General features: G+C 56.2%; 14 protein-coding genes. 5 read left to right on the forward strand and 9 right to left on the reverse strand.

From position 1 onward, the window contains the following. Positions 1 to 34: 34 nt before the first annotated feature. The 8 genes from msrA to FOC35_RS17705 all read right to left on the reverse strand — a co-directional run bounded on the left by msrA (position 35) and on the right by FOC35_RS17705 (position 10,178). A complete protein-coding gene (gene msrA, locus FOC35_RS17670) occupies positions 35 to 739 on the reverse strand; it encodes a peptide-methionine (S)-S-oxide reductase MsrA (protein WP_172569646.1) in 705 nt (234 codons plus the stop codon). A 16-nt stretch (positions 740 to 755) separates the two neighbouring features. Beyond that, positions 756 to 2,510: a cytochrome c biogenesis protein DipZ gene (locus FOC35_RS17675; protein WP_172569647.1), complete on the reverse strand. Its 1,755-nt coding sequence runs from the start codon at positions 2,508 to 2,510 to the stop codon at positions 756 to 758. Positions 2,511 to 2,699: 189 nt separating this feature from the next. After that, positions 2,700 to 3,695 (reverse strand): iron ABC transporter permease, encoded by a 996-nt coding sequence (locus tag FOC35_RS17680; protein WP_172569648.1) that lies wholly within the window; start codon positions 3,693 to 3,695, stop codon positions 2,700 to 2,702. A gap of 4 nt (positions 3,696 to 3,699) precedes the next feature. After that, complete coding sequence (locus tag FOC35_RS17685; protein ID WP_172569649.1) at positions 3,700 to 4,455, reverse strand: trans-aconitate 2-methyltransferase; 756 nt, start codon at positions 4,453 to 4,455, stop codon at positions 3,700 to 3,702. Continuing rightward, complete coding sequence (locus FOC35_RS17690) at positions 4,448 to 5,416, reverse strand: ABC transporter substrate-binding protein (RefSeq protein ID WP_254065302.1); 969 nt, start codon at positions 5,414 to 5,416, stop codon at positions 4,448 to 4,450. Before FOC35_RS17690 ends, FOC35_RS17685 begins: the two co-directional genes overlap by 8 nt. 2 nt (positions 5,417 to 5,418) lie before the next feature. After that, positions 5,419 to 7,512 (reverse strand): TonB-dependent siderophore receptor, encoded by a 2,094-nt coding sequence (locus FOC35_RS17695; RefSeq protein WP_172569651.1) that lies wholly within the window; start codon positions 7,510 to 7,512, stop codon positions 5,419 to 5,421. Between the two features lie 227 nt (positions 7,513 to 7,739). Beyond that, positions 7,740 to 9,182, reverse strand: coding sequence for a pyruvate kinase (gene pyk / locus FOC35_RS17700; protein ID WP_016536940.1), 1,443 nt, complete (start codon positions 9,180 to 9,182; stop codon positions 7,740 to 7,742). 126 nt (positions 9,183 to 9,308) lie between these two features. Further along, positions 9,309 to 10,178, reverse strand: coding sequence for a MurR/RpiR family transcriptional regulator (locus FOC35_RS17705; protein WP_172569652.1), 870 nt, complete (start codon positions 10,176 to 10,178; stop codon positions 9,309 to 9,311). 376 nt (positions 10,179 to 10,554) lie between these two features. On the opposite strand from FOC35_RS17705, the gene zwf reads away from it, so the two are divergent. The 3 genes from zwf (at position 10,555) to kdgA (ending at position 14,798) form a co-directional block, all read left to right on the forward strand. Further along, entirely contained in the window at positions 10,555 to 12,030 is a 1,476-nt protein-coding gene (gene zwf, locus FOC35_RS17710) for a glucose-6-phosphate dehydrogenase (protein ID WP_039898342.1), read from the forward strand. A gap of 254 nt (positions 12,031 to 12,284) precedes the next feature. Then, positions 12,285 to 14,096 carry a phosphogluconate dehydratase gene (gene edd / locus FOC35_RS17715; RefSeq protein ID WP_172569653.1) on the forward strand — a complete coding sequence of 604 codons (1,812 nt, stop codon included), beginning with the start codon at positions 12,285 to 12,287 and terminating at the stop codon, positions 14,094 to 14,096. 60 nt (positions 14,097 to 14,156) lie between these two features. Then, the gene (kdgA, locus tag FOC35_RS17720; protein ID WP_016536935.1) at positions 14,157 to 14,798 is read left to right on the forward strand and encodes a bifunctional 4-hydroxy-2-oxoglutarate aldolase/2-dehydro-3-deoxy-phosphogluconate aldolase; all 642 of its coding nucleotides are present in this window, start codon (positions 14,157 to 14,159) and stop codon (positions 14,796 to 14,798) included. A 70-nt stretch (positions 14,799 to 14,868) separates the two neighbouring features. On the opposite strand, the gene purT is transcribed toward kdgA, so the two are convergent. Beyond that, positions 14,869 to 16,047 (reverse strand): formate-dependent phosphoribosylglycinamide formyltransferase, encoded by a 1,179-nt coding sequence (gene purT, locus FOC35_RS17725; RefSeq protein ID WP_172569654.1) that lies wholly within the window; start codon positions 16,045 to 16,047, stop codon positions 14,869 to 14,871. 135 nt (positions 16,048 to 16,182) lie between these two features. On the opposite strand from purT, the gene FOC35_RS17730 reads away from it, so the two are divergent. After that, on the forward strand, positions 16,183 to 16,548 hold the full coding sequence (locus tag FOC35_RS17730) for a YebG family protein (protein WP_172569655.1): 366 nt from the start codon (positions 16,183 to 16,185) through the stop codon (positions 16,546 to 16,548). A 119-nt stretch (positions 16,549 to 16,667) separates the two neighbouring features. Continuing rightward, positions 16,668 to 17,339, forward strand: coding sequence for a tellurite resistance TerB family protein (locus FOC35_RS17735; protein ID WP_016536932.1), 672 nt, complete (start codon positions 16,668 to 16,670; stop codon positions 17,337 to 17,339). Positions 17,340 to 17,455: the final 116 nt, after the last annotated feature.

Raw genomic sequence — 17,455 nt, forward strand, 5'->3', positions numbered from 1 at the left:
AAAAACCGCGCCGTGTATGGCGCGGTGACAATCGTCAGGATTTAACTAACACCGGTTTGTCACTCCACAAAACCGGGAATAACTGCTTTAGCTGCTCAACTTTTGGAATATCGTTGATAGCAATGTAGGGGTAATTCGGGTTGTCGTTGAGGAAGTTCTGGTGGTATTTCTCCGCAGGGTAAAAGTGAGCGTCTTGCTCAACGGTCGTTACCAGCGGTGCGCTAAAGCTATGACTTTGGTTCAACTGGGTGATATAGGCCTGCGCTATCTTCGTCTGAGATTCATTCATCGGGAAAATGGCGGAACGGTACTGCGTTCCGTAGTCCGGCCCCTGACGGTTTAACTCCGTCGGATTGTGGGCCACGGAAAAGAAAATTTGCAGTAGCTGGCCGTAGGTCACCTGAGTGGGATCGAAGATAACCTGCACCGACTCCGCGTGGCCGGTCATCCCCATACTCACAGTTTCGTAATTTGCGGTTCGGGCCTTGCCGCCGGTGTAGCCGGATATTGCGCTGGTTACGCCCTTAACGTGCTGAAAGACGCCCTGAACGCCCCAAAAACACCCTCCGGCAAAGACCGCTGTCTCCAGATGTGCGCCCGCAGGTGCTTCATCCTGTTGTGGTGCCGGGATGCTCACCACCGATTCGGCCTGAGACCACGCCGTGTTTTGAAAAACCAGCGTCGCAATCATCAGCGCTGGAGCGGCTAAAATCCATTTTGAACGAATAAATGATTTCATTTGATTCCCGCCTGATTTAACCAAAGGTGAAGGCATAAGCGTTGACGTCCGCATCTTCAAACTCAATGCTGAAGGTATGCTCGCCGTCGCCGCTTGATTGACGAATAAGCTGATACAGACGCTGTTCGGTTACCGTTCCGCTGCCGTCGGGTGCGACATCGCTCCCGTGAACGCTGCCGGGTGCCTGGCCATCAATAGTGACTTTAAAGCGGGCGGGCTTGCCGCTGGCTCCCGGCCCAAGCACCAGGTGCAAATCACGGGCGTGGAACCGGTAGATGATTCGCCCATGGGCTTTATTCAGCGTGATGTTCTCTCCGCCAATCGTCCAGTTGCCTTCCAGCCCCCAGGCATCCAACGGCAGCGCAGAAGGCTTGCTATAGTCGGTGGGTTTGTCACCGGTTACCTCGCCGGAGGCAAAGTTTTGCGCCCGCATATAGCCGAGGTAAGTTTCCGGCGAGATGTCATTCTGGCCGCTGGCTGCCTGCTCAACGCCGCTGCCGGAAACGGCGCTGATGCTGTTAGTCACGTTTTTCGCACCGGCCTGACGCAAAAGCTCCTGAATCACTTTTTCCGACCGGGCATAATCGCCTTCGCCAAAATGCTCGTAACGAATGTGGCCGCTGGCATCAATAAAATAGTGTGCTGGCCAGTATTGGTTGTTGAATGCGCGCCAGATACGGTAGTCATTATCGATAGCTATGGGATAAGTAACACCCAGCTTTTTCGCCTCTTTGGTGACATTGTCGATATCCCGCTCGAAAGCAAATTCAGGAGCATGCACGCCAATCACCACCAACCCCTGGTCACGATATTTTTCCGCCCAGGCTTTAACGTATGGCAGCGAGCGCAGGCAGTTAATGCAGGAGTAAGTCCAGAAATCCACCAGCACCACTTTGCCCTTCAGCGCTTCGGTACTTAGCGGCGGGGAGTTAAGCCACTGGGTTGCGCCACTCAGGGAAGGCATTGTTCCCGCATCGGTCAGCGTGGGGATCGCATCATCGTCAGAGGTCTTGACCACCGCCGAGGCGGCCGGTGCGTTAGCCGTGCTGTCCGGCGACAGGCGTTTAACTAATGCCTGCTCGATACCGCCGGTTGATGCCGTGGAGAGGCGGGCAAGCACGCCGGTATCAAACCCAAAGGTAATTGCGACGACGCCGAGCAGCATACCCGCCCCGAGGATACGGCGGATCCACTCTCCAACGCCCAGGGAGCGCTTCATAGCGCCAAACACCTTGCCGCCGATAAGCAGCGCAAGCGCAAGCGAGGTGGCCGCCCCTGCGGCATAGGCCAGGAGTAATAATGTGGATCCAACGTTAGCCCCCTGCAATGCGGCACCGGTCAGCACTAAGCCTAAAATTGGGCCGGCGCAGGGTGCCCAAAGCAGGCCGGTGGCGATGCCGAGCAGAAACGAGCCGCCCGGGCCAGCGGGCTTTCCGGGAGCAACGCGGTTTGATAAAGAGTTGCCGATGTTAACCAGCGGGCGCATTACCCGCTCGGCAATATGCGGAAACAGCAGCGTAATACCAAACAGCGCCATCAGGACCAACGCCACGCCCCGGCCGTATTGGTTCGCGGCAACCACCCAGCCGCCACCGACGGCCGCCAGGGTTGCAAACAGGGTAAAGGTTATCGCCATTCCGGCCAGCAGCGGCAACCCGGTTCGGGCAAAGGGCTGGTCGGAGCGAGCGAACACAAAAGGCAGCACCGGCAGGATACAGGGGCTGGCGATGGTCAACAGGCCGCCCAGATAAGCAAGAATAATTATCAGCATCGTCAAAGCCCCCGTGGGGTGAAAGAACGGAAAGTCGGATGAAATTGACCGGACTCTTCATGAACCTGCGCCTGTACTTTATTAAGAGAATACTCACTAAATCCTCCTCGAGAGTTAACAATTTCGTGACAACTCCAGGAGGCTGCGTAAGCGGAGGGCACTCAGGCCTGCGTTTTTCTGCGCAGGGAGTTAAGGGTTTGGGCGACGGTGGAGGGCGAGCAGAAATACCGGTATGCCAATAAGCGCCGTGATGATGCCCGGAGGAAGCTCTCTTGGGGAAAATAGCGTACGCGCCAGCGTATCGGACACTAGCGTTAGCATAGCGCCGCAGAGAATGCTGGCAGGCAAAACCCATTGATGGCGATTGCCGATTATCAGTTTTGCCAGATGGGGGACTGTCAGGCCGACAAAGCCAATTGCCCCGCAGAACGAAACCAGCGTGGCGGTAAGCAGCGTGATGGCCAGGTAGAGCGATATCTGCAGGGCGATAACGTTAACCCCCAGGCCCTTAGCAGCTACATTTCCCAGCGCCATCACGTTCAAGGTTGGGGACATTGCCAGGCAAAGCGCCCCCACAAAAAATAGCGCGGTGGCACAGATAGCCACCTGCGCCCATGTTGCCTGCCCAAACGCACCAAGCAGCCAGAAGGTAAACCCACGCGAGGTTGTCGCATCCGTTTGCCAGAAGACGATCAGTGAGGTTAATGCGCTCAGCAATTGCCCAACGGCCACGCCGGAAAGAATAAACCGGGCGGGCTGCGTCACGGCCAGTCCGGCTAAAAGTAGTACCAATCCAAATGCGCACAGCGCGCCCGCAAATGCCCCGGACGGGATGGCCGTTAACAGCGGCTGGATACCCAGCGCAATGATAACGACCGCCCCCAGGCCAGCACCGGAAGATATGCCAAGCAGCCACGGATCGGCCAGTGGGTTGCGGGTTAACGTCTGAAGCACGCCTCCCGCCAGTGCCAGCCCGCCGCCGCAGGTCATCGCCAGGAGGGCTCGGGGTAAGCGTAACGACCAGACGATTTTATGGTAAAGCGCCATGTCCGGCTCTTCGGGAAGGGCCGGGTTAAGGAGCTGAATCACATCGTTAAGCGACAATGTAACTGCCCCAAAACGCAGGCTATACACCAGCGCTGCCAGAGCCGCTATGCCACATAGCAGCAGGCGAAGTAGCTTCACGCGCCTATTTCCACCCGGCAATCAGATAGTCGTCCATCAACTGCCATAGGGTTCCTGTCTCCTGGAAACCGGCCTGGCTGAGGCTCCCCAGCTGGAAGGTTAGCGAAGTGGGCGGGGGAACCGGGCGACCAGAGAACACGGCTTCCCGCGCCGGGATCAACTGGGCAATTTCTGGTATCTCTTTGGCAAGAGTAAACCACGCATCCCAGTCAACTACGCCGTTATCCCAGGCCTGCTGCTGGGTGAGTGCGTCATGGCGCTCACTGAGGGCTTTCTTGTTAACTTCAGCCGGGTTAAAACGCTGGTGATCGGCATTGAGAAATACCCCGTTATCGGCCAGCAAGCTTTGAATCTCACAGTGTAGAGCGTGCTGCCTGTCAGGCATCAGCCAATGCAGCGCGGTGCTGGACACGACAGCTTGCGGGCGCAGCCCGACAATTTTTTCCTGCCAGCTTGGGAGGGCCAAATCGGCGGACAAAATACGAACGCGGTCGCCGAACGGAAGGAGTGTTTCACGGGCGATGGCCAGCATGACCGGATCGAAATCCACCGCGGTGACGTGTACGGACGGGAAGCGTTGAAGAAGGCGTCTGGTGAGAGAGGCTGGCCCGCATCCCAGTTCAAGCAGTGAGAAATCCCCCTCAAATTGCAGTGCAAGTATGTCCATCAGGGCGTCGAAGCGTGCTTCCCTGCTGGCAATGTAGGCGCTTTGTTGCCTATCCCAAAGTGCGACAAGGGTGTCCAGGGTGATGTCAGTCATGATTTTCCTTAACAGAAAGTGAGGCGATGAGCCTGTCCAGAGCGTCCAGCGAGCGGATCGAGGGATCCATGTCATAGCCGGACAAAATGATGAATTTTTTTTCTTTTACGGCGCGCAGGCCGGCGGTAAGAGGGAATTGATTGAGGAAAGCTATTTTATCTCCCGCACTGTCTCCGGAACCGCCCCTCGGCAGATCTGCCAGTACCAGGATATCCGGGTCCCTGCGGGCTATCTCTTCCCAGGAGATATTTGGCCAAAGCGCTGGCACATCAGAGAAAATATTGCGGCTGCCGCTCTCCTCACTCAGCATTTCTGGAACGCCACAGCACCCCGCAACGTAGGGTGAGTCCGTGCCGGAATACCACCAGAGTAGCCGCGCCGGGGGCAGGAGGCGCGCACGCTGGCGCAGAGTGGCAAGGTGCACTTTCGCCATACTAACGAGCGCCTTGCCCTGTTTCTCGAGACGTAAAATTTTCGCCAGATCCTCAATTTCCCGAAACAGGTCGGCAAAGCTGATTTTTTGCTGAGGTGCACTCTGCTGTCCTGTGCAGGCGCCGGGCGAGAGCCAGCTTGATATTCCCCAGGCCGTCATTTGATCGCGTGTTGCCCCTTCAGGTGACCAAAGCCAGTACCAGCTTGAGGAGTAGACCATTTCAGGGCGTAGCAGCAGCAGCGCCTCGGCGGAAATCAGGCCATTCCCGGCTACGATGGGAAGCGAAAGGGCGGTTCGGGCCGCTCTGCCTTGAGGATCTTTGTGCGGCGCGTAGCCTACCACGCCAACAATTTCTGTCCGTGCGCCCAGCGCCAGGAGGTTTTCCAGAGCCGGATTGCCGTAAACCACAATACGCTTAGGGGGCGCGGTAAACGTCTGCGGCTCGCCACAATTGCTCAGGCTTATGGCAGGGGCCGTTGGGGAAAATAACAGGCCGGTCGCCGTAAGCATTAAGGTTGCTAACTTCAACCTCAGAACCATACCGTCACCCAGCCTTCCCAGGTGCGAGACGGAGCAATCAGAACCTGGCCGTCGTAAGTCCGCTGGTAAGAATAGAAAGTATTGGTCACGTTGCGTACGCGCGAACCCACGGTAACTTTAGGCGTTAGCTGGTACTCGGCAGCCAGATCCAGCGTGATGTAATCGTCCATTTTTCGGCTATTGGAGGTGTCATTGTAGCTGCTGCCAACATAGCGGAGATCGCTCCTCAGGCTGAGGGGGTGGATAGGGTGCCAGGTTATTGCGAGATTACTGCTCCATGTCGGGACGTAGGCAGGCTGATTCCCGTTCAGGTTTTCAGGCGGAGAACCCGCGCTAAAGCGGTTAAACCTTGCATGTGTCCATGCGACATTACCCGCCACTTCCCAGCGCTCGGTGGGTTGTATCGTAGAAGAAAGCTCAATGCCACGGGACGTTTGTTGCCCCACGGCGAGAAGCTCGCCCGGCGTGGAGGCTGAAGGGGTAAACAGGTTGTTTTTGCGTAACTGATAGAGAGCAAGATTAACCGATGCTTTGCGATCCCAGAACTGACTCTTGATCCCGGTTTCCCACTGTTGCGAGTTTGTCAGAGGCAGGTGCGTCTGGTCGGCGCTAAGAAAGAAGATGTCACCGCCCGCTTCCTTGCCGTTAGCATAGCTGGCATAAAGCGTGGTGTTGCTGCTGATGTCCCAGTTCAGGCCGAGGCCGGTATTAAGGAAACTGCGATTCTGGCTTTCACTGGCCGCTGGCGTGTAGTAGCGCCAGTCCATATTCAGTCTCGTAAGGCGCAGCTGGCTCAGCAAACTAAGACGGTCCGTCAGTTGAAGACTGTCCTCCAGAAAGGCCGCATACTGGCGCTGAGTAACTTTGCTCCATGGGGCACGCGTAATGTTGGTTTCAGCGCTAAACGGCTCGCGCGCAGGGCTGAACATGGGGATATCCTGCGAGCCGGGAAAGCCGTTTTTTTGGTAATCAAATTGGCCGGTCTGTAGCTCGATCCCGGCAACCATTCGGTTATCAAGGCCCAGCAAAGTATGGTCGATTGAAACGCTTGAACGGTTGGCCAACAGCGTATTTTTGTGGCTTAAATCGCCCCAGGAGTCACGATTGATCGTGTCCGGTGAGGCGGTGTCGTAGCGATAGCGTTCAACGTTGTGCCAGTAGCGGTAGCCAGAATAAAACCAGGTATGGTTATTAAACGTGAGCCCGGGGGCCAGAGCACTGTCCAGCACGGCCTGCAATGCCGTGGCATGGCTGGCTATCTTTGCGTCGGTCAGGTTGTTGAAGTTGATGCCGCGTAGATTCTTTTGCACTTTACCCTCTACCAACGGTGTGCCGAAGTAGGGGTTGTCGCTGCTATTGTTCATCCTGTCGCCGTACAGCGTCAGAGTGGTTTCGTCAGTGAGGCGGAAAAGCAGCAAGCCGCTGATTCTGGACTGGCGGTTGCGCTCGTGCTGAACCTGGCTATTGCCGCCGCTCCCGGAAGCGTCAAGACGCCAGGCAATCTTCTCCCCCGGCAGCGTACCTCCGCCCCCGCCCAGCAAGGACTGGGTGCTGTGGCTACCCAACTGATAGCTAAGCATTGCAGGGGATGGCACGAAACCCGGCTGGCGCGAAACCAGGTTGACGCTTCCGGCGGTTGCACCGATGCCGTTGAGTGCGGAGCCGGGACCGTGCAAAACATCCACCTGCTGATAGTGCGCGGGGTTACCCAACTGAAGCGTGCTGCCCGGCATTTCCATTCCGTCCAACAGCCAACTCACCGGCATAAAGCCGCGCAGTGAAAAGCTGTTTGAAAGTGTAGGAGAGGCTACGCCGGACATCCCGGTAGCATGGGCGACCGTCTCGGCAAGCGTGCGGTCGCCGCGGGCGAGGATCTCTTTTTGTGAAAAGGTTTCTACATAGCGTGGCGTTTCTTGGTCGATCAGCCCCAGACGTGATGCCGTGCCGCTGGCAGGGGCAGGCCCGTTGCTTTCTACGGTGATATTTTCTTCACATGAAGCTGTGTTGCACTCTGAGGCAAAAAGTTGGGGAGACAAAAGCGTAAACAAAATGCCGGGAAATAAGACGGTGCGTTGGATTTTCATAGCGGTATGTGTGTACTCAAATGAACGTGCCTGTTCAAAAAATGACGGAGCTAAGATTCACTCAGTCATAACATGTAATGTTATAACATATCATTACACATTGATTATAATTTTAAAATAATGGGTTTTGTGTGGATTTGGCGGCGGCCCGTGACGCAGGAAATAAAAAAGGCCGCGATGGTATCTCGCGGCCCTTGTAGGGCTTGCCCGGTTATAGCGTGTGCGGATTACTCAACGCAAAGAATGCGGGTGGTGTTGGTGGTGCCGATGGTGCTCATCACGTCACCCTGGGTCACGATAACCAGGTCACCGGAAATCAGGTAGCCTTTATCGCGCAGCAGGTTTACCGCGTCGCTTGCGGCCACAACGCCTTCGTTAACGCTGTCGAAATAGACCGGCGTGACGCCGCGGTACAGCGAAGTCAGGTTAAGAGTGCGTTCGTGGCGGGAGAGGGCGAAAATCGGCAGGCCGGAGCTGATGCGCGAGGTCATCAGAGCGGTACGCCCGGACTCGGTCATGGAAATAATGGCGGTAACGCCCTTCAGGTGGTTCGCCGCGTACATGGCCGACATGGCAATCGCTTCTTCCACGTTGTCGAACTGCACGTCCAGGCGGTGTTTGGAAACGTTAATGCTTGGGATCTTCTCTGCACCAAGGCAGACGCGAGCCATTGCGGCAACGGTTTCCGCAGGATACTGGCCCGCAGCGGTTTCGGCAGACAGCATTACCGCATCGGTCCCGTCCAGCACGGCGTTTGCCACGTCCATGACTTCGGCGCGGGTTGGCATTGGGTTGGTAATCATCGACTCCATCATCTGGGTCGCGGTGATCACGGCGCGGTTAAGCTTACGGGCGCGGCGAATCAGGGTTTTCTGAATACCGACCAGCTCCGGGTCACCAATCTCTACGCCGAGGTCGCCGCGGGCAACCATTACCACGTCAGAGGCGAGGATGATGTCGTCCATCGCCGCTTCGTCGCAGACGGCTTCTGCGCGTTCAACTTTCGCCACGATTTTCGCGTCACAGCCTGCGTCGCGCGCCAGACGGCGGGCGTAGTTCAGGTCTTCGCCGCAGCGAGGGAAGGAAACGGCCAGGTAATCAACGCCAATTTTCGCCGCGGTCAGAATGTCCGCTTTATCTTTATCGGTCAGCGCCTCGGCGGAAAGCCCGCCGCCCAGCTTGTTGATGCCTTTATTATTGGAAAGCGGGCCGCCAACGGTCACTTCGGTGAACACTTTCAAGCCCTGAACGTCCAGCACTTTCAGCTGTACGCGGCCATCGTCGAGCAGCAGGATATCGCCCGGCACCACGTCGGCAGGCAGGCCTTTGTAGTCGATACCGACTTTTTCTTTGTCGCCTTCGCCTTTACCGAGGTTGGCGTCCAGCAGGAATTTGTCGCCGATATTGAGGAATACTTTACCTTCTTTGAAGGTTGAAACACGGATTTTTGGACCTTGCAAATCGCCGAGGATCGCGACATGGCGACCCAGTTTTGCGGCGATTTCACGAACTTTATCCGCACGCAGCTGATGATCCTCAGCCGAGCCGTGGGAGAAGTTCATACGCACCACGTTAGCGCCGGCGGCAATAATCTTTTCCAGATTATTATCGCGGTCGGTTGCCGGGCCTAAGGTGGTAACGATTTTGGTTCTGCGTAGCCGTCTGGACATGTATTACTCCGTTGACTGAAACAACTTGGTGTTGCGTGAACAAAACTCGGTGGGTCAGGGTGCGCTGTGAGCACCCATGACAACGTAACCGAACAGCCTAATAAGTTACAACTTTGTTATCAAAATTTAACGTTCATCGCCTGAGATAAGACGTTCTTTATCAAAGCGCGATTCTTTGAGCGCTTCCTTGACTCGCTTCAAGTTATCCCTGAATTTTGCGCCCCTGCGCAAAGTAAAGCCGGTTGCCAGCACGTCAATTACGGTTAACTGGGCAAGCCGCGAAACCATCGGCATATAAATGTCGGTATCTTCCGGGACGTCAAGCAGCAGTGAAAGCGTGGCTTCCCGGGCAAGCGGGCTGCCCTCGGACGTGATAGCGAGCACGATGGCATCGTTATCACGCGCCAGCTGCGCCAGCTCGACCAGATTTTTGGTCCGCCCGGTGTGGGAGATAAGCACCACGACGTCCTGTTCGGTACAATTCATGCAGCTCATGCGCTGCATGACGACATCGTCCGAGTAGATAACCGGCACGTTAAAACGGAAAAATTTGTTCATTGCGTCATGGGCGACGGCGGCGGAAGAGCCGAGGCCAAAGAAGGCAATTTTCTTTGCCTGTGTCAGCAAGTCTACCGCGCGGTTAACGGCGGACATATCCAGCGACTGGCGCACGCGGTCGAGGCTCGCCATTGCGGACTCGAAAATCTTGCCGGTGTAAGACTCGACGCTATCATCTTCATCAACATTGCGGTTTACATAAGGCGTGCCATTCGCCAGACTCTGGGCGAGATGTAGTTTAAAATCAGGGAAGCCTTTGGTTTCCAGGCGGCGGCAGAAGCGGTTAACGGTCGGTTCACTGACATCAGCGCTGCGGGCGAGGGTGGCGATGCTGGAGTGGATGGCATCCTGGGGAGCGGCGAGAATCACTTCTGCGACTTTGCGCTCTGATTTGCTAAGGTGTTCCAGCTGAGACTGGATTTTTTCCAGCATATTCATAAAGACGGGCACTCATGGGTTTTAGCGATTTCATTAACTGGAGAAATCGTGGGCCGATTTAGCAAGAATATACTCTCGCTAAAATGTTAAAGGGCGTGTCACTGACATAATGTTGTTGTTTTTTTTCATTACATGATCGGCGTCTAACTTTGGCACCGGTTACATTGTACGAAAAAACGGCATCAAATAACGATTTAGTGCGGCATTCTGGGAAAAGTTAGCAAATGTGGCGATCAAACCGGGCTTAACGGTTGTCGTCAATTCAGCAAAAGCAGTACATTGCAGCGTAATAAAATTACAAGAGTTGCCCGGCTTAATGCTATCCGCGCCCTACAGGGGCGGTAACGGCCGGGATATCCGAAACGAGGAGACAAACATGGCGGTAACGCAAACAGCCCAGGCGTGCGATCTGGTCATTTTCGGTGCAAAAGGCGACCTGGCGCGCCGGAAACTGTTGCCATCCCTGTATCAGCTGGAAAAAGCAGGTCAAATCCACCCGGACACCCGTATTCTCGGTGTTGGCCGCGCGGAGTGGGATAAAGAGACATATACCAAAGTGGTACGCGAAGCCCTCGAAACCTTCATGAAAGAGAAGATTGACGAGAGCCTGTGGGAAAAACTGAGCGGTCGCCTTGATTTCTGCAACCTGGACGTCAACGACACCGGCGCTTTCTCCAAACTGGGGAAAATGCTCGACCAGCAGAACCGCGTCACAATCAACTATTTCGCGATGCCGCCAAGCACCTTCGGCGCCATCTGCAAAGGTTTGGGTAAAGCGAAGCTCAATGCCAAACCTGCTCGCGTCGTGATGGAAAAACCGCTGGGAACTTCGCTGGAAACCTCCCAGGAGATCAACGACCAGGTTGGTGAATACTTCGAAGAGTGCCAGGTTTACCGTATCGACCACTATCTGGGCAAAGAGACGGTACTCAACCTGCTGGCGCTGCGCTTTGCTAACTCCCTGTTCGCCAACAACTGGGACAACCGCACCATCGATCACGTGGAAATCACCGTGGCCGAGGAAGTGGGCATTGAAGGCCGCTGGGGTTACTTCGATCAGGCCGGGCAGATGCGCGACATGATCCAGAACCACCTGCTGCAAATTCTCTGCATGATTGCTATGTCTCCGCCGTCCGATCTGACTGCTGACCATATCCGCGATGAGAAAGTGAAGGTTCTGCAATCCCTGCGCCGCATCGACCGCACTAACGTGCGGGATAAAACCGTACGCGGTCAGTACACCGCAGGCTTTGCTCAGGGTAAAAAAGTGCCGGGCTACCTCGAAGAAGAGGGCGCTAACAAATCCAGCGCCACCGAAACCTTCGTGGCAATCCGCGTGGACATCGACAACTGGCGCTGGGCCGGCGTGCCGTTCTACCTGCGTACAGGTAAACGTCTGCCAACCAAATGCTCTGAAGTCGTGGTTTACTTCAAGAACCCGGCGCTTAACCTGTTCAAAGACTCCTGGCAGGAGCTGCCGCAGAACAAGCTGACCATTCGCCTGCAGCCGGATGAAGGCGTGGATATCCAGATCCTGAACAAAGTACCGGGTCTTGAGCACAAGCATAACCTGCAAACCACCAAGCTTGATCTGAGCTACTCCGAGACCTTTAACGAATCGCATCTGGCGGATGCCTACGAGCGTCTGCTGCTGGAAACCATGCGCGGTATCCAGGCGCTGTTCGTTCGTCGCGATGAGGTAGAAGAGGCGTGGAAATGGGTCGACTCCATCACCGAAGCCTGGGCTGCGGACAACGATGCGCCGAAACCTTACCAGGCTGGCACCTGGGGGCCGGTAGCATCGGTTGCTATGATCACCCGCGACGGGCACTCATGGAACGAATTTGAGTAACAGTCGCGAAGGTTAACGGCAAACAGGCGATAACAAATCACCTTCATTTTACCGGTAACATGATCTAACACAGAAGTGGCATAGTTTTTTATGAATTAAAGCCCCGCGTGGATTCACCTGCGGGGCTTTTTTATTTACACTAGCTGAAGCGATTTTGCTCCCGATAGCAGGGTTGATGGGCGGTAAGTCAGTTTTTTGCACCCAAAACGAACCTTCTGCAATGCGGGAGAACAGCCACTTTCTGAGGAATTTTTATGAATCCAAATTTGTTACGGGTAACATCGCGCATCATTGAGCGCTCCCGCCCAACGAGAGAAGCCTATCTGGCACGTATCGAGAAGGCTAAGAGCCAAACCGTTCACCGCTCCGAACTGGCCTGCGGTAACCTGGCGCACGGCTTTGCCGCCTGCCAGCCGGATGACAAGGCCGCGCTGAAAAGCATGTTGCGTAACAATATTGCGATCATTACCTCTTACAACGACATGCTCTCCGCCCATCAGCCGTATGAGCATTACCCCGAGCAGATCCGCAAAGCGCTGCATTCCGTTGGTGCAGTCGGGCAGGTTGCTGGCGGCGTTCCGGCTATGTGTGACGGCGTAACCCAGGGGCAGGACGGGATGGAGCTTTCGCTGCTTAGCCGCGAAATCATCGCTATGTCTACCGCCGTTGGTCTGTCTCATAATATGTTTGATGGCGCGCTGTACCTAGGCGTGTGCGATAAAATTGTCCCCGGCCTGACGATGGCCGCGCTCTCCTTTGGCCACCTGCCAGCGGTCTTTGTGCCATCGGGCCCGATGGCCAGCGGCCTGCCAAACAAAGAAAAAGTACGCATTCGCCAGCTGTATGCCGAAGGTAAAGTCGATCGCCTTGCGCTGCTGGAAGCCGAAGCGGCCTCTTATCACGCCCCTGGCACCTGTACCTTCTATGGCACCGCTAACACCAACCAGATGGTGGTTGAGTTTATGGGGATGCAACTGCCGGGTTCTTCATTTGTACAGCCGGATGCCGAACTGCGTCACGTGCTGACCGACGCGGCCGCTCGGCAGGTCACCCGCCTGACCGGCAACGGCAACGAGTGGATGCCGCTGGGCAAAATGATCGATGAAAAAGTGGTGGTGAACGGTATCGTGGCGCTGCTGGCAACCGGCGGCTCTACCAACCACACCATGCATCTGGTGGCGATGGCTCGCGCGGCGGGCATCATTATTAACTGGGATGACTTCTCCGACATTTCTGAGATAGTGCCGCTGCTGGCGCGCCTCTACCCGAACGGCCCGGCGGATATTAACCACTTCCAGGCGGCTGGCGGCGTGCCTGTTCTTATGCGCGAACTGCTGAAAGGCGGCCTGCTGCATGAAGATGTGAATACCGTTGCCGGTTTTGGTTTGCAGCATTACACCATGGAGCCGTGGCTGGACAACGGCGAGCTGGCGTGGCGCGAAGGTGCCAGCAAACCGCTGGACAGCGACGTTATCGCGACCATGGAAAAACCGTTCTCGCGCCACGGCGGCACCAAAGTGCTGAGCGGCAACCTGGGACGTGCAGTGATGAAAACCTCTGCCGTTCCGGTTGAGAATCAGGTAATTGAAGCCCCGGCCGTTATCTTTGAAAGCCAGCATGACGTATTACCGGCCTTTGAGGCAGGTAAACTCGACCGCGACTGCGTGGTTGTGGTGCGTCACCAGGGGCCAAAAGCCAACGGCATGCCAGAATTGCATAAACTTATGCCGCCGCTTGGAGTATTATTGGACCGCTGTTTCAAAATTGCTCTGGTCACCGACGGAAGACTGTCCGGCGCCTCTGGCAAGGTTCCTTCTGCTATCCACGTCACCCCGGAAGCCTACGATGGCGGGCTGCTGGCGAAGGTGCAGGATGGCGATATTATCCGCGTTAACGGCCAGACCGGCGAACTGACGCTGCTGGTGGACGAGGCTGAACTTGCCGCCCGTACCGCTTATCACCCGGATCTCAGCGCAGAGCGCGTGGGAACGGGGCGCGAAATGTTTGGTGCGCTGCGTGAACAGCTTTCCGGCGCTGAACAAGGCGCAACCTGCATTAAATTTTAATCCCGTGGCGGCCTGGCCGCGGCGGTTCACAAATTACAAGTTGGCTGAAGAGGCGCTCAGATGAAAAACTGGAAAACAACAGCGGAACAGATCCTGAAAACAGGACCGGTCGTTCCGGTTATCGTGGTAAACAAGCTGGAACACGCTGTGCCGATGGCAAAAGCGCTGGTAGCCGGTGGCGTGCGTGTGCTGGAAGTTACGCTGCGTACCGCGTGTGCGATGGACGCCATTCGCGCCATCGCCAAAGAAGTGCCGGAAGCCATTATCGGTGCCGGTACCGTGCTGAACCCGCAGCAGCTGGCGGAAGTGACGGAGGCAGGCGCACAGTTCGCTATTAGTCCTGGCCTGACCGAGCCGCTGCTGAAAGCGGCAACCGAAGGCACCATCCCGCTTATCCCGGGTATCAGCACCGTTTCTGAACTGATGCTGGGCATGGACTACGGCCTGAAAGAGTTTAAATTCTTCCCGGCTGAAGCCAATGGCGGCACCAAAGCCCTGCAGGCTATTGCTGGTCCGTTCTCCCAGGTCCGTTTCTGCCCAACCGGCGGTATCTCCCCGGCTAACTACCGTGACTACCTGGCGCTGAAAAGCGTGCTGTGTATCGGCGGCTCCTGGCTGGTTCCGGCGGACGCGCTGGAAGCGGGCGACTACGACCGTATCACCAAACTGGCTCGCGAAGCGGTAGAAGGCGCGAAACAGTAAGCAATAAAAAAGCCCCGCCGCGATGGCAGGGCTTAATCAACAAATCGTCCTTAGTTAAGGGCGATTTTTTTTAGCCTTCAACTTTTACCTGAGCCGCAGAAGCAATCGCTCTGGCAACGGCTTCGTCAACGCTATTCCCGGTCGCCAGCGCTACGCCCATGCGGCGTTTACCGCCGATTTCCGGTTTCCCGAACAGGCGCAGCTGTAATCCGCCGCCTAATGCCGCCCCGACATTCGAGTATTTAACATTGTCGCTCTGCAACTCGGGCAGGATAACCGCCGAAGCGGCAGGACCGTATTGGCGAATATCACCGACAGGCAGGCCGAGGAAGGCGCGAACATGCAGGGCGAACTCGGACAAGTCCTGCGAGATAAGCGTTACCATGCCTGTGTCGTGTGGGCGAGGGGAGACTTCGCTGAAGATAACCTCGTCGCCGCAAACAAACAGCTCTACGCCGAACAGGCCGTGCCCGCCGAGTGCGGTAACCACTTTCCCGGCAATCTCTTTAGAGCGCTCAAGGGCAAGGTCGCTCATCTGCTGCGGCTGCCAGGACTCGCGGTAGTCGCCATCTTCCTGACGATGGCCAATAGGCGCACAGAAGTGGATCCCGTCCACGGCGCTGATGGTCAGCAGCGTGATTTCAAAATCAAAATTAACCACGCCTTCAACAATCACGCGGCCTTTACCGGCGCGCCCGCCAAGCTGGGCATATTCCCACGCCTGCGGCAGCTGGTCGGCGGTGCGGATGAAACTTTGCCCCTTGCCTGAAGAGCTCATCACCGGTTTAACAATGCACGGCAGGCCGATTTCCTGCACGGCCTGGCGGAACGCCTCTTCGCTGTCCGCAAAACGGTAACTTGAGGTTGGTAGCTGTAATTCTTCCGCCGCCAGACGGCGAATACCTTCGCGGTTCATGGTCAGCTTAGTGGCGCGAGCGCACGGCACAACGCGCTGGCCCTGTTGCTCAAGTTCCAGCAGGGCGTCGGTAGCGATAGCTTCAATTTCAGGAACGATAAAGTCAGGCATTTCGGCGGCAACCAGCGCTTTTAGCGCGGCGGCATCCAGCATATTGATGACGTGGCTGCGGTGCGCGACATGCATCGCAGGCGCGTTGGAGTAGCGATCTACGGCGATCACTTCCACGCCGAGGCGCTGGCATTCAATGGCCACTTCTTTACCCAATTCACCGGAGCCAAGCAGCATTACTCGAGTAGCTGCCGGGCGCAGAGCTGTTCCCAACGTTGACATGTGATTTAGCCTTAACAGAGAAAAAGACCGCGGCAGTATAAACGAAAACGTTTGCGTTGGCAGCGCCTTTCCGGCTTGTGTGTTAAAATGAATGACGTTATACTGGATAAATAAACAGGTAAATGGAGCTGCAAAATGGCGGTCGAAATTAAATATGTGGTGGTGAGAGAGGGACAAGAGAAAATGGCCTTTGCCAGTAAAAAGGACGCTGACGCTTACGACAAAATGCTGGATCTAGCCGAAGTGCTGGGTGAATGGCTACAGCAAAGCCCACTCGAGCTTGAAGAAGGGCAGAGCGACACTCTGGCGATGTGGATGGCGGAAAACAAAGACCTGCTGGCGGGCGTGCTGAAAAACGGCAAGCTGCCGGAGCCAGAACCGGCAAGCGTCGGGGCAGAAGCTGCCGCTGCTGAACCAAAAGCGGATGCACAGGAACCGGCTGCGGTATCTGAAGATAACGTTAGCGAACACACCGGGCGCAAACGCACCAAAGCGGCATAACACGGCATGCCGGCGCCGGGCTACCGGCGCGATTCTTTTCCCATCTTTAGCCCTCTGATACGTTTCTTGACGTGCCGTGGCCTACTCTCGACGAGTTAAGCCAATAAGGGGGGCCTGTCATGAATAACTGGTTACAGCAGCTTCAGTCGTTACTGGGGCAATCAACGTCCTCTCAGCAATCTTCCCAGCCAGGCGCTGGCCCGGAAGGGCTTAGCAAGCTGCTGGTGCCCGGCGCACTCGGCGGGCTGGCGGGGCTACTGCTGGCAAGCAAGTCTTCACGCAAATTGCTAACAAAATACGGCACCAGCGCCCTGTTGGTCGGCGGCGGTGCGGTAGCCGGTAGCGTGTTGTGGAACAAGTACAAAGAGCGGGTTCGCCAGAGCCAGCCGCAGGCCAGTGGCTACGGGCATCAGCACTCTTCCGTCGATGTGCGCACGGAGCGCCTGATAACCGCCCTGGTGTTTGCCGCCAAAAGCGATGGTCATATCGACGCCAAAGAACGTCAGTTCATCGAGCAACAGCTGCGCGAAACGGGCATCGACGGCGAAGGCAAAGCCCTGATTGAGCGAGCCATCGACCGGCCGCTGGATCCGCAGCTGCTGGCGCGTGATGTGAAAAACGAAGAGGAAGCGCTGGAGCTTTATTATCTCAGCTGCACCGCTATCGACGTCGATCACTTTATGGAGCGCAGTTACCTCAGCGCGCTGGGCGATGCTCTGAATATCCCGCAGGATGTCAGGGCGAGCATTGAGCAGGATATTCAGCAGCAGAAGCTGGCTCTTCCTGCCTGACGCCTGATTTTCTCCGCTTTTACAGTGCCGGGCTTCCCGGCATTTTCGTGTTATCCCTCACGTTTCGCTTGCAAGCTCGCCTGAATTTGCCACCCTTACAGGGTGTTAAATGACAA

It is taken from the genome of Cedecea sp. FDAARGOS_727, from assembly GCF_012273235.1.
Taxonomy (GTDB): Bacteria; Pseudomonadota; Gammaproteobacteria; order Enterobacterales; family Enterobacteriaceae; genus Cedecea; species Cedecea davisae.

Coding starts and splice junctions, on each gene's coding strand:
- msrA (WP_172569646.1), bottom strand. CDS start 739: ATGAAATCATTTATTCGTTCAAAATGGATTTTAGCCGCTCCAGCGCTG.
- FOC35_RS17675 (WP_172569647.1), bottom strand. CDS start 2,510: ATGCTGATAATTATTCTTGCTTATCTGGGCGGCCTGTTGACCATCGCC.
- FOC35_RS17685 (WP_172569649.1), bottom strand. CDS start 4,455: ATGACTGACATCACCCTGGACACCCTTGTCGCACTTTGGGATAGGCAA.
- FOC35_RS17695 (WP_172569651.1), bottom strand. CDS start 7,512: ATGAAAATCCAACGCACCGTCTTATTTCCCGGCATTTTGTTTACGCTT.
- pyk (WP_016536940.1), bottom strand. CDS start 9,182: ATGTCCAGACGGCTACGCAGAACCAAAATCGTTACCACCTTAGGCCCG.
- FOC35_RS17705 (WP_172569652.1), bottom strand. CDS start 10,178: ATGAATATGCTGGAAAAAATCCAGTCTCAGCTGGAACACCTTAGCAAA.
- zwf (WP_039898342.1), top strand. CDS start 10,555: ATGGCGGTAACGCAAACAGCCCAGGCGTGCGATCTGGTCATTTTCGGT.
- edd (WP_172569653.1), top strand. CDS start 12,285: ATGAATCCAAATTTGTTACGGGTAACATCGCGCATCATTGAGCGCTCC.
- kdgA (WP_016536935.1), top strand. CDS start 14,157: ATGAAAAACTGGAAAACAACAGCGGAACAGATCCTGAAAACAGGACCG.
- purT (WP_172569654.1), bottom strand. CDS start 16,047: ATGTCAACGTTGGGAACAGCTCTGCGCCCGGCAGCTACTCGAGTAATG.
- FOC35_RS17730 (WP_172569655.1), top strand. CDS start 16,183: ATGGCGGTCGAAATTAAATATGTGGTGGTGAGAGAGGGACAAGAGAAA.
- FOC35_RS17735 (WP_016536932.1), top strand. CDS start 16,668: ATGAATAACTGGTTACAGCAGCTTCAGTCGTTACTGGGGCAATCAACG.